The following is a 13,235-nucleotide window of genomic DNA, read 5'->3' as shown; positions in this document are numbered from 1 at the left end:
TCGCCTCCCCGCACCAGCGTGCACGGGAGGACCACGGCACGCGCCCCCTTCTCGACGCGTCGAGCGTCCCTCCACCCTGTGGCCGCCGTCACCCGGTCGCATCTGGGGACGGGCGAGACGGGCGCCCGACCTCGTCGGTCCGGGCGCGGCGCCCGACGGGTCGTGGGCCGCGACACGCCGGAACTTCACCCCCCACGGGGGACGCCGCCGCGGGAGCCGAGCCCCTAGCGTGGTGACCGTCGCGGGGCGGCCGGTGAAGAAGACCGCCGCACGCCTGCCCCGCGGCGAACCGCCCTCGTCCGAGCCCGCCGGGACGAGGGCGACGTGCGTCCGGACCCACGCGCGCGAGCGCACGCGATCGTGCCTACGGTCGACGCAGCTTCGAGAACGGGAGCTTGACGACCTGAGGAGCCACCATGCCCGACGCCCCCGGCCCCGCCGTCCACGACGACGACTCCCCCGTCCTCCTGCGTCTCGCCCGACGGCTCGAGGACTCACCCGCACTGGACGGGCTCTCCGGCACCGTGCGCGGCGTCGCGCTCGCCCTCGTCCCCTCCCACGGGCGGCTGCGCGAGGAGCTGCACGGCCGCTCGCTCGGCCACGCCCTGCACGCGACCCTCACCGACGTGCCCGTCGGCCTCTGGACGAGCGCCGCCGTGCTCGACCTCGTCGGGGGCGAGCGCAGCGCGCCCGCGGCGCAGCGCCTCGTCGGGCTCGGCGTGCTCGCGGTCGCGCCGACCGCGCTCACGGGCCTCGCCGACTACCTCGACGTCGACCGCCGCGCGCGCCGCGTCGGCGCGGTCCATGCCGCGCTCAACTCCGGCGTCTCGCTGCTGTACGGCGCGTCGTGGCTGCTGCGCCGCGGCGGCCGGCGCCGGTCGGGCGTCGCCGTGTCTCTCGCCGCCTACGGGCTCGCCGGGGCGAGCGCGTTCCTCGGCGGCCACCTGGCCCAGGCGCTGCGCGAGCCGCCCGCCGAGGTCGCGCTCGGCGACGACGACGTCCCGGACCTCCCGTGACGCCGCGGCTCGCGGCGGTCGTGCGGGACCGCGCGAACGCGCTCGTGACGGGGGCGACGAGCGGCATCGGCCGCGCGCTCGCGCACGAGCTCGCCCGCCGCGGGCACGACGTCCTGGTCGTCGCCGACCGCGACGTCGACGCGACCGTCGGCGAGCTGGCCGCGCACGGCGGGACGCACGAGGGTCTCACGGTCGACCTCACGACGCCGCGCGGCGTCGAGGCCACCGCCCGACGGGCGCGCGAGCTCGGCGTCTCGACCGTCGTCCTCAACGCGGGCGTCGGGGTGCACGGCGCGTACGCGCGCACCCCGCTCGAGGCGCAGCTGCGGCTCGTCGACCTCAACGTGCGCTCCGTCGCCCACCTGACGCACCTGCTCCTGCCCGACCTCCTCGCCGAGGGGCACGGTCGGCTGCTGGTCACGGCGTCCGTCGCGGGCGAGATGCCGGCCCCGCACTTCGCCACCTACGCGGCGTCGAAGGCGTTCCTCCGGTCGTTCGCGTGGTCGCTGCGCGGCGAGCTCGCGGGCACGGGCGTGACGGTCACCGCCCTCCTGCCCGGCCCCACCCGGACCCCGTTCTTCCGGGAGGCCGGCATGGAGCGCACGCACGTGGGGCGCCTGCCGAAGCCGAGCGCCGCCGCGGTGGCGCGGCAGGCCGTCGACGCGCTCGTCCACGGCCGGCCGGAGGTCGTCCACGGCGTCCAGGGCAAGGCCATGCTGGCGGTCGCCCGCGTCCTGCCGCAGCCGGCGCGGGCCGCGTTCCACGGCTGGTTCTACGCGCCCGTCCCGCCCTCGCTGGCCGTGCCGCGGGCCGCGTCGTCGGGCTCGCCGCTGCGGTAGCCGTTCACCTTGTGCGTCCCGTCGCACCACGGCGGGATCGCCGTGCCCCCGCAGCGGCACAGGGCGATCGTCGCGCGGCGCCTCTCGATCTCGCGGCCCTGCTGGTCGACGAGGCGCGCGGGCCCGCGCACGAGGAGCGGCCCGTCCGGGCACGCCGTGACGGTGACCTCCTCCACCCGCGACTCGACCCGCGACTCCGCCCGGGGCTCCTCGCCCGGCGTCCGCCCGGCGCCCGTCATGCGGCCACCGCCCGCGCCGTCACGCCACGCAGCGCGGCCGTCGAGTGCGCGGCGCGGCGGATCCGCGTGCCGGCGTACGGCACGCCGCCGCGGGCGCGCCAGGCGACCGCGACCCACACGCACACGGTCCGCTCGACCAGCCACGCGGGAGCCCACAGCGCCGACGACGCGGGCCACGCAGCGGTGCCCCCCGCGCGGCGTCGTCCCGCCTCGGCCAGCACGACCGCGCTCGCCAGCACCGCGGTCAGCGCGCCCAGCCAGGCCGCGCGCGCCGTGCCCCGACCCCGCACCGTCCCCACGACGCACGCACCGAGGAGCGGGGCGAGCGCGAGCTCTGCCGTGAGCCGCGCGGGCTGCGCGAACGAGTCGTAGGCCTGGCGCACGCGCTGCTCGACGAACTTCCGCGTCGTCGGTGGGCGACGGGCGACGAGCAGGTCGGGCCGGTACACGACCGTCCTGGCGTGGGCGCGCAGCGTGCGCTCGAGCTCGAGGTTCTCGAACAGCACGCGGGCGTCGTACCCGTCGGGGCCGAGCGCGTCGCGCCGCAGCACCACCGTGCCGCCCCAGTCGTGACCGAGCGCGCGGTTGACGAGCGAGCGCGCGGTGTCCCAGCGCGCGTGCCACGGCAGCGGGTCGAACACGTTCTGCGGCACGACGGCGTCGGCGTCGTCGAGCGCCGCGAGCGCCCGGTCGAGCGTCGCGGCGTCCCAGCGCACGTCGTCGTCCGCGACGACGACGCGCGGCGCGGTCGTCGCGGCCAGGGCGGTGAGCACGCCGACGACCTTCCCGTTGCAGCCCGAGGGCGGCGGGCCGACCTCGACGGTTCGCGCCGACCCGCCCCACGCGGCGGCGTGGAGCGCACGGACGGGACCGGGCGACCCGTCCGCCACGACGACCTCGACGTGGCGCGCGAGGTCGCGCAGGTAGGCGGACAGGTCCGCCGTCGCCGCCTCGTCGGGCTGCTCGCGGCGCAGCGGCAGCACGTAGGTCACGTCAGCCACGCGGCGCGTCGCCCTCCTGCACCGGGTCCGGGCCCGGCTGCGGCTCGACGGCCGGCGCGAGCGGCACGCGCAGGGCCGAGACGCCCTGCTGCCAGCGCTCGAGCGCGTGGGCGGCCACGTCACCCTCGACGGCCAGGCACGCGGCCGCGCCGAGCAGGACGTCGTCCCGCAGCGCCGGCTCCTGCTCGACGAGGCGGCCCGCGAGGTCGCGCGCGGCGATCTGCTCGTGCACCGCGTCGGCCTCGACGTGCTCGTCGAAGTACCAGGTGGTGTCCGCGTCGTGCCCGAGGCGGCGGAAGCCGTTGCCGTACAGGCGGCTCGGCACCGACGACGTCATCTCGAACGCGGCGAGGTGGCCGACGATCGCGCCGCGCAGGCGCCGGTGCAGGCCGAACAGCGACATCGTGTTCAGGGCCGCGAGCACGACCGCGGGCACGGCGTCGACGTAGCGGCCGTAGGTGTCGTCGAGCCCGACGCCGCGCATCGCCCGCGCGAACAGCTCGGCGTGCATGCGGCCGGGTCGACCGCCGCCGTACTCGTCCGCCTGGATCTCCACGAGCGCCGCCTTGGGCACGCCCGCGAGCCGCGGGACGGCCCACGTGTGCGGGTCGGCTTCCTTGAGCTGGTAGAGGGACTTCAGCGCGAGGAGCTCGCGCGCCTGCCCGGCGTCGGCGCGTTTCGCGACGTACCGCGACAGGCTCGGGCCGTCGTCGGCCGCCGCGAGCTCGAACAGCCGTCGCGCGACGCCGGCCGCGTCGGTCGCATCGCACGTCGGCTGGCCGGCGCGCTCGCGCACCGCGGCCTCGAACGGGGCCTCGATCCGCGCGCGCACCGCGAGCAGCGGCGGGTCCCACTCCCAGTCGTCGTCGACACCCTCGACCCCCCGGTAGTGCAGCTCGTAGAGGAGGGTGAGGGCGAGCTGGACGTCCTCGTCGCGCAGGATCTCCGCGGCCGCCGCGTCCAGCGCCGGCCCGACGGCGTCCTCGACCGGGCGCAGGCGGTCGGCCGCACCCGGGGGCTCGACGAGCGCGGCGAGGAGCGCGGCGCTCAGCGGGCCTCGTGGGCGGGGCAGCGGCAGGCGGCCCGTCGCCGGCGCCGACGGAGCACCGGGCACGGGCCCGTCCGACGGACCGGTCGCGGTCGCCGACCCGGCGGTGGGGACGTGGGCGGGGAGGGCGGTGGAGGTCATCACGGGTTCCTGACGCTCGCGCGGACGGCGCCCCTGCTCGACGCCACCGCCATGCTCCCCACGGACCGCCCGACTCGCGAGCCGAACCGGCCCCCGGGCGGGCGGCCGACGGCGCATCAGCCCTGCTGGGAGCCCTGCGGGGAGGTCGCGACGGTGCGTGACGCCTCGGCTGCACGAGAGGGCCGCTCGCCACCTGAGCGCGACCACCCGCTCCAGTTGTGTGCGCGCGGTCCGCGCCTAGCGTGGGGGGTGGTCCAGGAGGTGGCCGTACCGGCGGAGCGAGAGCCCGGCACGGCTACCGCTCCGTCGCCAGTCACGCCGCACGAGCGGCGACGACGACGGGAGTCCGACCATGAGCGAGACGAACGTGCCGTACGGCTCGGGGCCCGGTTCGCCGGGTGTCGGGACGGCGCAGGACACCGGGGACAGCGGCGGCGCCGCGGCCGGGGTGAAGCAGCGCGCGAGCGAGGCCGCGTCCCACGCCGGCGACGCCGGCCGGGAGGTCGCGCAGGACGCGAAGGAGAAGGCGCGCGACGTCGCGCACGAGGCCACGGACCGCGCACGCGGCCTGGTCGACCAGACGAGGACGGAGCTCAGCGACCAGGCACGCACGCAGCAGGAGCGCCTCGCGGGCGGGCTGCGGTCCCTCGGTGACGAGCTCCGCCAGATGGCGGACGGCACCGAGGACCCGGGCTACGCGACCGACCTGGTGCGGCGCGCCGGGGACGCCACCGGGCAGGTGGCGCAGTGGTTCGAGGACCGTGAGCCCGCGTCGGTGCTGCACGAGGTCGAGAGCTTCGCCCGGCGCCGTCCGGGCACGTTCCTCCTCCTCGCCGCCGGGGCCGGCCTGCTGGTCGGACGGCTCGTGCGCGGCATGAAGGACGCGCCGGACACCGGCTCCGACCGCGCGCAGGACGGCGGCACCGGGTCGACGTCCGGGTCGACGACGTCCGCGACGCGCGGCGCGCACGCCGCACCGCTCGGCACGACCACGGGCTCGACCGGCGGGTCGACCACGGCGACGACCACCGGCACGACCGGGACCACCGGCGTGCCGGGCACGACCGGCGGCGCGGGGACCGGCGCGCCCGACATCGGCACGGCGGGCGCGTACCCGGGCCTCGCGAACGACCGCCTGGCGCACGACCCCGACGTCCCGACGTCGGCCGAGGGCGTTCCCCCGACGTACCCGCCCACGACGCCCGGCTCGGGCGCCCGGCCGGGAGGTGGCCCCGATGTCGTACACCCCTGACCCGTTCGCCGCGGCGGGCACCGGCCGGCACACGACGGGCAGCGGCCCCGACCCGGGCGTGGCCACGCCGCAGCCCGTGCCGACGTCCGCGGACCAGCAGGCCGAGCAGCAGAGCATCGGCGAGCTCGTCGCCGAGGTGAGCCGCGACCTGTCGACGCTCATGCGCCAGGAGGTCGAGCTCGCCAAGGCGGAGGCCAAGCAGTCGGCGCAGCGCGCCGGGAAGGGCGCCGGGATGCTCGCCGGCGCCGGGGTGGCGGGCCACATGGTCCTGCTGTTCCTCTCCGTGGCGCTGTGGTGGGCGCTCGGCGCCGTCATGGGCCGCGGCTGGTCGGCCGTCGTCGTCGCGGTGCTGTGGGCGATCGTCGCCGCGGTGCTCGCGGCGCGCGGACGCAAGGAGCTGCGCACGGTCGAGGGCATGCCCGAGACCACGGACACCCTCAAGAAGATCCCGAACGCCGTCCGAGGACACGAGGAGAAGAACTCATGAGCACCAGCGATCCGGAGGAGATCCGGGCGGACATCGAGCGCACGCGGACCGAGCTGAGCCGCGACGTCGACGCCCTCGGGGAGAAGGTCAAGCCCGGCAACGTGGCGCGCCGCCAGGTGGACCGGGTGCGGTCGGGCGTGACGAGCGTCAAGGACCGCGTCATGGGCAGCGCCCACGACACGGTCGACTCGGCCCGGGACACGTCGCACGGCGTCGCCGACCGCGGGCGCGAGGCGGCCTCGTCGGTCGCCGACTCGGCGCGCAGCACGGCGTCCTCGGTCGCCGACACCGTGGGCTCCGCCCCGCGGGCGGTGCGCGAGCAGACGCAGGGCAACCCCCTCGCCGTCGGCCTCGTGGCCTTCGGCGTGGGGCTCGTCGTCGCCTCCCTCCTCCCGTCGAGCCGCGCCGAGCAGCGCGCCGCCGTCGGGGTCAAGGAGAAGGCGGCGCCGCTCGTCGAGGACGTGAAGTCCACGGCGCAGGAGGTCGTGCAGGATCTCAAGGAGCCCGCGAAGGAGGGCGCCGAGGCCGTCCGCGACGCCGCGAAGGACGCCGCGCAGTCCGTGGGGCAGCACGGCAAGGAGGCCGCGGCGGACGTCCGCGACCAGGTCAAGGAGGGCTGACAGCCCGCACGACGGCGGCCCGGGTGACGCGTACGTCACCCGGGCCGCCGTGCGTGTGCGGAGCGGTCGGTGCCCGGACGCGCGAGCGCCGGGTGAGGCGGCGTCGGACGTCCGCCTCACCCGGCGCTCCTGCGCGTCAGGCCGGTGTCAGCCGCACGACAGCGCGTCGTGCTCGGCCGTGACCGTGGCCGTCCTCCCCTCGGCGTCGGTGGCGGTGACCGTCGCGGAGCCGGCCTCGACCTCGCCGGAGCGGACCGCGAACGACTGGTAGGCGTTCGCACCCGGGGCGACGTTCTCGACCGTCTTCGTGCCGTACGGCGTCTCGAGCGTCACCGTGAGCGGGACGTCGTCCTCGTTGAGGGCGCGGACCGCGACGTAGGTCTTGCCCGCGAGGCAGCGCGCCTGCGCGGTCGCCGTGACGTCGGGCCCGGCCTCGCCGGCGGGGACGCCGGTGAGGTACTCGAAGCCGTGGGCCGCGAAGTCCTCGCCGTCGGGCGCCTGGTCCCACTCGAGGACGTAGTACGCGACGCCGGCCTCCTGCGCCGCCGTGAGGATCTCCTGGAGCGGCACCTCGCCCTCGCCCAGGTTGGTGAACGACGGGCGGCCGCCCGCGTTCAGGCCCGTGGCGTCCTTGACGTGGAGCAGCTCGATCCGGTCGCCGTACTGCTCGATGAGCGCCGGGACGTCGACGCCCGCGTGGGCGGCCCACGCGACGTCGAGCTGGAACGTGACGTACTCGGGGTTCGTCTCGCGGACCAGGATCTCCCAGGCCGAGAGCGTCTCCCCCTCGTGCTCGTACGTCGTGCGGAACTCGCCGTCGTGGTTGTGGCCGAAGAACTTCGTGAAGCCGGCGTCGACCGCCCGCTCCCCGAGCCGGTTCATGGCCTCGGCCGTCGCGAGCGTGTTCTCGTAGGTGCCGATCCCCGGCGCGGGCCAGCCGCCCGAGCCGACGTACTCCTGGCCGAGCGTCCCCACGTAGTCCAGGGTCGCGTCGAACGTGGCCTCGTCGACGTTGTAGTGCGACGACTTCACGCTCAGGCCGTAGGAGTCGGCCAGCGCACGGAACTCCTCGGCGGTGTAGCCGGAGAAGTTGCCGCCGAAGGGCTCGATGTTCTTGAAGCCGATCTCCGACAGGCGCTCGAGCACGGCCGGGAGGCCCGCCTCGTTGACCCACGGGATGAGCGAGAACATCTGGATGGACACCTGCTCGGCCGGCACGACGACCGGCTCGGTGCTGCCCTCGCCCACGGCGAACGTCACCGCGTCGACGTCCACGCCACCGGTGGTCGTCACGACGACCGAGCCGGTGCCCTCGGGCACGCTGCTCAGCGTCTGCGTGACGTCCTGCCAGCCCTCGCCCGTGAAGGCGAAGTCGGCGAGCGGCTCGGTGGCCTCGGCCCCCGCGCCCTGCCAGCTCAGCGTGACGGTGCCCTCGCCGCTGCCGCGGACGGTGACCTCGTCGACGGCCTCGCCCGTCGGGGCGTGCACGAGCGCGAGCGGCCGGTAGGTGAACGAGTCGCCCTCGTCGAACGAGGTGACGTAGCGGCCGGCGTTCGCCGCCGGGTCCTCGACGACCTCGACGCCCTCGGCCGCGTCGTACCACTCGGCCTGCTGCGCCTGCGGCTTGAGGATGTGCGTGGCCTCGCCGGTGATGGCGGGGACGTCACCCTGGGCCTTGTCCGTGTACGTGACGACCAGCGTGCCGAAGATCTTCTCGCCCTCGCCGTGCTCGACGGCGTCGGGGCTCGTCTGGATCGTGAAGCCGCAGCCGTCCTCGGTGACCGCGGCGCGCCCGCTCACCTCGGGGTGGGCGTGCTCGTTGTGGCCGAGGCCGAACGTGTACTGGATGTTGGTGCACACCGGCTCGTCGCCGTCCTCGGCGTCCTGCACCGAGACGGTGTACGGGACGGCGTCGCCCCAGTCGAAGACGGCCCCGTCGGGCTGGCTCAGCGTGATCTCCGGGGCGGTGTTGCCGACGGTGACCTGCTGGATCGCGAGGCCGAAGTTGCCCTCCGGGTCGGTGACGCGCAGCTGCACCGCGAACCGCCCGCGCTCGGTGAACGTGTGCGTCACCGTCTCGCCCTGCGCGTCGTACTCGCCGTCGGCGTCGAAGTCCCAGTCGAAGGTCAGGCCCTCGTTCGGGGTCTCCGCGTCCGTGGTCGCCGAGGCGTCGAACGTCACCTCGAGCGGCGCGTCGCTGCCCGACACCGGGGAGGCGGAGATCGCCGCGCGCGGCGTCTTGTTCTCCGACCCGTAGGTGATGCGGTACAGCCCGGCGTCCGGGTTCTGGCGGAAGAAGCCGTCCCCGTACTCCAGGACGTACATGGACCCGTCCGGACCGAACTCCATGTCCATGACGTTGTCCCAGATCGGCTGGTTCACCGTCTCCAGGTGCGCGTTGGGCAGGAAGTCCTCGACCGCGGTGACCTCACCGGCCGACGAGAGCTCGTCGAGCGTGAACGCGACGACGTAGTCCTGGGAGAACTCCGCCATGAACGGCTTGCCGTCCCAGTACGCGGGGAACTTGCCCGGCGCGTCGGGGTAGTCGGCGGAGCGGAAGATCGGGCCGCCCATGGGCGCCTGGCCGCCGCCGCCCAGCTCGACCAGCGGGTCGAGCAGCTCCGGCTGGTCGCCGGGGCGGTCGCCGTAGTAGACCTGCGGCGCGGTGGCCGGCGGGACGACGTCCAGACCGGTGTTCCACGTGGAGTTGTTCTTCGCGCCGGCCTCGCAGTCGAACCACTCGCCGGGCGTGCCCGTCGCGAAGTCCCACTCGTTGTAGTTCGCGTTGGGCCCGTGGCAGTAGGGCCAGCCGCCGTTGATCGGCTCGGTCGTGAGCTGCCACTCGACGTAGCCCATCGGGCCGCGGTCGGGGTTCGCGTTCGCCGCGTCGGGACCGTAGTCGCCCCAGACGAGCGCGCCGGACTCGAGGTCGTAGTCGATCCGGAAGGGGTTGCGCACCCCCATCACGTAGATCTCCTCGCGCACCAGGTCCTCGGACCCCTCGTACTGCGGGTCGTCGAAGAGGTTGCCCTCGGGGATCGTGTACGTGGTGCCGGGCCCGACCTCCGTGCCGGGGGCGATGTCCTCGATCGGGTTGATCCGCAGGATCGCGCCGCGCAGGTCGTTCGTGTTGCCCGCGCTGCGGCGGTCGTCGAACCCGGGGTTCATGCCGGGCGCGTTGTTGTTCGGGGCGTACCCGTCGGCGCCGGGGGCGCCGGCCGGGGTGTTGTCACCCGTGGACAGGAAGAGGTTGCCCTCGGCGTCCCACGCCATGTCGGCGCCGACGTGGCAGCACTGGCCGCGCTGCGCGTCGACCTTGAGGATCGCGCGCTCGCTGTCCAGGTCGAGCGTGCTGCTCTCCGCGTCCCACGTGAACCGCGAGAGCTGGTTGTAGCCCAGCCAGCGGTCCCAGTAGCTCTCGTCCTCGCCCGCGGGGAGCGAGTTCGGCGCGCTGCCCTGCGGCGTCGTCTCGGGGTACTCGACCCCGGTGGGCGAGGTGCCCTCCATGACGCGGGGCGCGTACACGAGGTAGACGAACCCGTTCTCCTCGAAGTCCGGGTCCAGGGAGATGCCCTGCAGCCCGTCCTCGGAGTTGGCGTAGACGTCGAGCTTCGCGATCTGCGTCGTCCGCCCGGTCGCGGTGTCGGTGAGGCGGACGACGCCGTCGCGCGCCGTGTGCAGGACCCGCGAGTCGGGCAGGACGGCGAGGTCGATCGGCTCGCCGGTGTCCTTGCTCAGCAGGACCTTCTCGTAGTTGTTCCAGTCGAGTGCCGCGTCGTCCTGCGCGGCCTCGGCGGCGGTCTCGTCCCCGCCGTGGCCGGGGTGCGCGCTCGCACCGCTCAACGCGAGCGGGACGAGCAACGCGGCGGACAGCGCCGCCGCGGCACCTCGGGCGAGCCTGCGTCGGCTCGTGGATGGTCTGTGCACAACGTCCTCCTTGACGTAGATCGAGGAGCCCGTGGTCCCCGACCAGCAGCGCGGCACCTGTGCTCGATGCCGCTGCTCGACGATCGCCGCTGATCGGTCGACCCGGATGGGTGGACGGCCCCGGGGACCGGGGCCTGCGCGGCGCCGTCCTGGCCCCGCGCTGCGTTCGACCCTAGGTCGGACTTTCGCTGCTGCCAAGTCAGAAGTTGAAATATCGAGACGAAAAGTTCGGCCGGGCTGCTCACGAAAACCGACCAGGAGGTCGCTCTTCCTGGTGGGTCGGCGGGTGGGCACCCGCGGCGAGCGTCTGCTGTCAGTCGACCCGGAGGTCGACCGTCGCACCCCGCGCCACGGTCCGGATCTCGACCCCGGGCAGCTCCGGCGACCGTGTGAGGAAGTCGCGCAGCGGGCTGCGGAACACGCCGTAGTCGTCGTGGTGGACCGGGACGACGAGCGGCACGCCGACGCGCCGCACGAGGTCCGCGCCCTGCACGTCGTCCATCGTCACGGTGCGGCCGAGGATGCGCGTCCCGCCCAGGTGCGCCACCACCGAGTCGAGGTGCGGGAACGCGTCCGCGACGACGTCGACGTGGTCGCCCGTGAGCGTGTCGCCCGTGACGTAGACCTGGGTCTGGCGGTCGCCGTCGACGCGGTGGGTGTAGACGGTGCCCATGACCTCCGGCAGCAGGGAACGCATGACGCCGCGCGCGTGGATGGCCGGGACCGACTCCACGTCGAGCGTCTCCTTGCCCGCGCGGAACGTCTCGATCGTGCCGGTCGGCATGCCGACCGTCGCGAAGTGGTGCCGCGCCAGGCGCCGCGCCGCGGACGGCGTGGTGAGGAGCGGCACCTGCCGCGTCAGGCCGCGCCGCGCGACCCGGTCGAAGTGGTCCCCGTGCAGGTGGGACAGGACGATCGCGTCGAGCGGCGGGAGGCCCGTCGGCCCGAACGCGGGCTGGGTGCGGCGCCGCGACGCGAGGCCCTTGCCGAGGTAGGCCCACTGGCCGCGGTGCAGGAAGTTCGGGTCGGTGAGCACGGTGAAGCGCCCGAACCGCAGGAGCGCCGTCGCCGTCCCGCCGAACGTGAGCGTCGCGCCCGCGCGGCGGCTCACGGCTCCCCCAGCGCCTCGAGGTGGACGGCCTTGCGCACGGTCATCTCGTCGAGCAGGTCCGGCCCGTACCCGGCGCCGCCGCCGCTGCCGCGCCGCGGGTCGGCCGACCCGCCCGGCGCGCCCCCGAACACGGCGTTGACCTTGACCGTGCCGACGTCGAGCACGTCCGCCGCGCGCAGCGCGTGCGCGAGCGACGGCGAGAGCACCGTCGCCGCCAGCCCGTACGCCGACGCGGACGCACGACGCAGGCCCTCGTCGAAGTCGGCGACGCGCACGACCGGCGCGACGGGGCCGAACGTCTCCACCGTGAGCAGGTCGACGTCGTCCGGGCACCGGTCGAGCACCGTGGGCGCGTAGAACGACCCGGTCCGGTCGAGCCGCCGGCCGCCTGTCACGACCTCGGCCCCCGCCGCGAGCGCCCCCTGCACGTGCTCCTCGACGACGGCGAGCTGCGCGTCGTCGACGAGCGGGCCCATGGTCGTCGCGTCGTCGGCCGGGTCACCCACCACGACCTCGTCCGCGAGGCGCGCGAGCTCGGCGACGACCGCGTCCGCGACCTCCTCGACGACGTACGCCCGCTCGACGGCGGTGCACAGCTGGCCGCCGTTGGTGAACGCGCCCGTGGCGATCTGCCGCGCGGCGAGGACCGGGTCGACGCCCGCGTCCACGACGAGCGGGTCCTTGCCGCCGTTCTCGAGCAGCACCTTCGCCCCGCGCGCGCCCGCGGCGGCGGCGATGCGCCGTCCCGCGGCGGTGGAGCCGACGTGCGCGACCAGGGCGACGCCGTCGTGCGCGACGACGGCCGCGCCCGTCGCGCCGTCGCCGCTGACGACGCGCAGGACGTCCGGCGGGAGCGCGCCCGCCACGATCTCGGCGAGGCGCACGCCGGGAGCGTCGCTGCGCTCCGACGGCTTGTGCACCACCGTGTTCCCGGTGACGAGCGCCGCGGCGAGCAGCCCGGCGGCCGCCGGGTAGGGGTCGTTCCACGGCGTGATCACCGCGACGACGCCGCGCGGCTCCCGGCGCACGACGTCGAGCGCGGCGGGATCGCCCGCGAGCACCCGACCGGCCCGGCCCAGACCCGCGACGGCGGCCTCGTCGAGCAGGTCGGCGGCGACCTCGGCCGACGCGCGCGCCTCGGCCCGCAGGCGTCCGGTCGTCGTGCACAGCAGGTCGCCGAGCTCGTCGACGGCGGCGCGCACCGCGCGGGCGGCGGCGCGCAGGGCACCGGCCCGCTCCCCCGGCGGCGTCGCGCGCCACGCGGGCCAGGCGGCCTCGGCGGCGCGCACCGCGGCGTCGACCTCGTCGGCGTCCGCGCAGCGGACCGGGGCGGCGGGCCTGCCCGTGGCCGGGTCGGCCCGCTCGAGGCGGCGCTCGCCCGCGGCCGGCGCGGACGGGTCGGGCTGGGTGGTGGGTGCGGTGGTCGTGGTCATGCGGGCCTCCCGGGGTCGCACGAAGAGAAACACCCGTCGGTGCGACGTCGGCGTGCGAGAGCCGCTTCTCCGGGTCAGGGTGAAGTCGGGTTGCAGCAGAGCCGACCCGCACGTGCCAGGT

11 protein-coding genes are annotated in these 13,235 nt (G+C 75.6%); 5 read left to right on the top strand and 6 right to left on the bottom strand.

The features are described from left to right. Positions 1–416 precede the first annotated feature (416 nt). Positions 417–1,016, top strand: coding sequence for a DUF2231 domain-containing protein (locus tag ABIE39_RS02530; protein ID WP_354050293.1), 600 nt, complete (start codon positions 417–419; stop codon positions 1,014–1,016). Continuing rightward, the gene (locus ABIE39_RS02525; protein WP_354050292.1) at positions 1,013–1,855 is read left to right on the top strand and encodes an SDR family NAD(P)-dependent oxidoreductase; all 843 of its coding nucleotides are present in this window, start codon (positions 1,013–1,015) and stop codon (positions 1,853–1,855) included. Before ABIE39_RS02530 ends, ABIE39_RS02525 begins: the two co-directional genes overlap by 4 nt. On the opposite strand, the gene ABIE39_RS02520 is transcribed toward ABIE39_RS02525, so the two are convergent. From ABIE39_RS02520 to ABIE39_RS02510, 3 genes are read right to left on the bottom strand one after another with little or no spacing between them, the layout of a single operon-like run. Continuing rightward, positions 1,789–2,094, bottom strand: coding sequence for a CDGSH iron-sulfur domain-containing protein (locus ABIE39_RS02520; RefSeq protein ID WP_354050291.1), 306 nt, complete (start codon positions 2,092–2,094; stop codon positions 1,789–1,791). The genes ABIE39_RS02525 and ABIE39_RS02520 overlap by 67 nt on opposite strands. Next, positions 2,091–3,095: a glycosyltransferase family 2 protein gene (locus ABIE39_RS02515; RefSeq protein WP_354050290.1), complete on the bottom strand. Its 1,005-nt coding sequence runs from the start codon at positions 3,093–3,095 to the stop codon at positions 2,091–2,093. The genes ABIE39_RS02520 and ABIE39_RS02515 overlap by 4 nt, the downstream gene beginning before the upstream one ends. Continuing rightward, positions 3,088–4,284, bottom strand: coding sequence for an iron-containing redox enzyme family protein (locus tag ABIE39_RS02510; RefSeq protein ID WP_354050288.1), 1,197 nt, complete (start codon positions 4,282–4,284; stop codon positions 3,088–3,090). Before ABIE39_RS02510 ends, ABIE39_RS02515 begins: the two co-directional genes overlap by 8 nt. A 352-nt stretch (positions 4,285–4,636) precedes the next feature. Here ABIE39_RS02510 and ABIE39_RS02505 point away from each other — a divergent pair, with 352 nt between their 5' ends. From ABIE39_RS02505 to ABIE39_RS02495, 3 genes are read left to right on the top strand one after another with little or no spacing between them, the layout of a single operon-like run. Beyond that, positions 4,637–5,536, top strand: coding sequence for a hypothetical protein (locus tag ABIE39_RS02505; RefSeq protein WP_175009821.1), 900 nt, complete (start codon positions 4,637–4,639; stop codon positions 5,534–5,536). Positions 5,537–5,594: 58 nt separating this feature from the next. After that, a complete protein-coding gene (locus ABIE39_RS02500) occupies positions 5,595–6,023 on the top strand; it encodes a phage holin family protein (RefSeq protein ID WP_074807324.1) in 429 nt (142 codons plus the stop codon). Further along, positions 6,020–6,643 carry a DUF3618 domain-containing protein gene (locus ABIE39_RS02495; protein WP_209829789.1) on the top strand — a complete coding sequence of 208 codons (624 nt, stop codon included), beginning with the start codon at positions 6,020–6,022 and terminating at the stop codon, positions 6,641–6,643. The genes ABIE39_RS02500 and ABIE39_RS02495 overlap by 4 nt, the downstream gene beginning before the upstream one ends. 147 nt (positions 6,644–6,790) lie before the next feature. Here ABIE39_RS02495 and ABIE39_RS02490 read toward each other — a convergent pair whose 3' ends face one another. From ABIE39_RS02490 to ABIE39_RS02480, 3 genes are all read right to left on the bottom strand, one after another. Further along, a complete protein-coding gene (locus tag ABIE39_RS02490; protein WP_175009823.1) occupies positions 6,791–10,570 on the bottom strand; it encodes a PQQ-dependent sugar dehydrogenase in 3,780 nt (1,259 codons plus the stop codon). A gap of 313 nt (positions 10,571–10,883) precedes the next feature. Then, a complete protein-coding gene (locus tag ABIE39_RS02485; RefSeq protein ID WP_354050284.1) occupies positions 10,884–11,681 on the bottom strand; it encodes an MBL fold metallo-hydrolase in 798 nt (265 codons plus the stop codon). Further along, positions 11,678–13,114, bottom strand: coding sequence for an aldehyde dehydrogenase family protein (locus ABIE39_RS02480; RefSeq protein WP_354050282.1), 1,437 nt, complete (start codon positions 13,112–13,114; stop codon positions 11,678–11,680). Before ABIE39_RS02480 ends, ABIE39_RS02485 begins: the two co-directional genes overlap by 4 nt. Between the last annotated feature and the right edge of the window lie 121 nt (positions 13,115–13,235).

This window comes from Cellulosimicrobium sp. 4261, from assembly GCF_040546915.1.
GTDB lineage: Bacteria > Actinomycetota > Actinomycetes > Actinomycetales > Cellulomonadaceae > Cellulosimicrobium > Cellulosimicrobium cinnabarinum.
This window is presented reverse-complemented; position numbering and strand designations above follow the sequence as displayed.

Coding starts and splice junctions, on each gene's coding strand:
- ABIE39_RS02530 (WP_354050293.1), top strand. CDS start 417: ATGCCCGACGCCCCCGGCCCCGCCGTCCACGACGACGACTCCCCCGTC.
- ABIE39_RS02520 (WP_354050291.1), bottom strand. CDS start 2,094: ATGACGGGCGCCGGGCGGACGCCGGGCGAGGAGCCCCGGGCGGAGTCG.
- ABIE39_RS02510 (WP_354050288.1), bottom strand. CDS start 4,284: ATGACCTCCACCGCCCTCCCCGCCCACGTCCCCACCGCCGGGTCGGCG.
- ABIE39_RS02505 (WP_175009821.1), top strand. CDS start 4,637: ATGAGCGAGACGAACGTGCCGTACGGCTCGGGGCCCGGTTCGCCGGGT.
- ABIE39_RS02495 (WP_209829789.1), top strand. CDS start 6,020: ATGAGCACCAGCGATCCGGAGGAGATCCGGGCGGACATCGAGCGCACG.
- ABIE39_RS02480 (WP_354050282.1), bottom strand. CDS start 13,114: ATGACCACGACCACCGCACCCACCACCCAGCCCGACCCGTCCGCGCCG.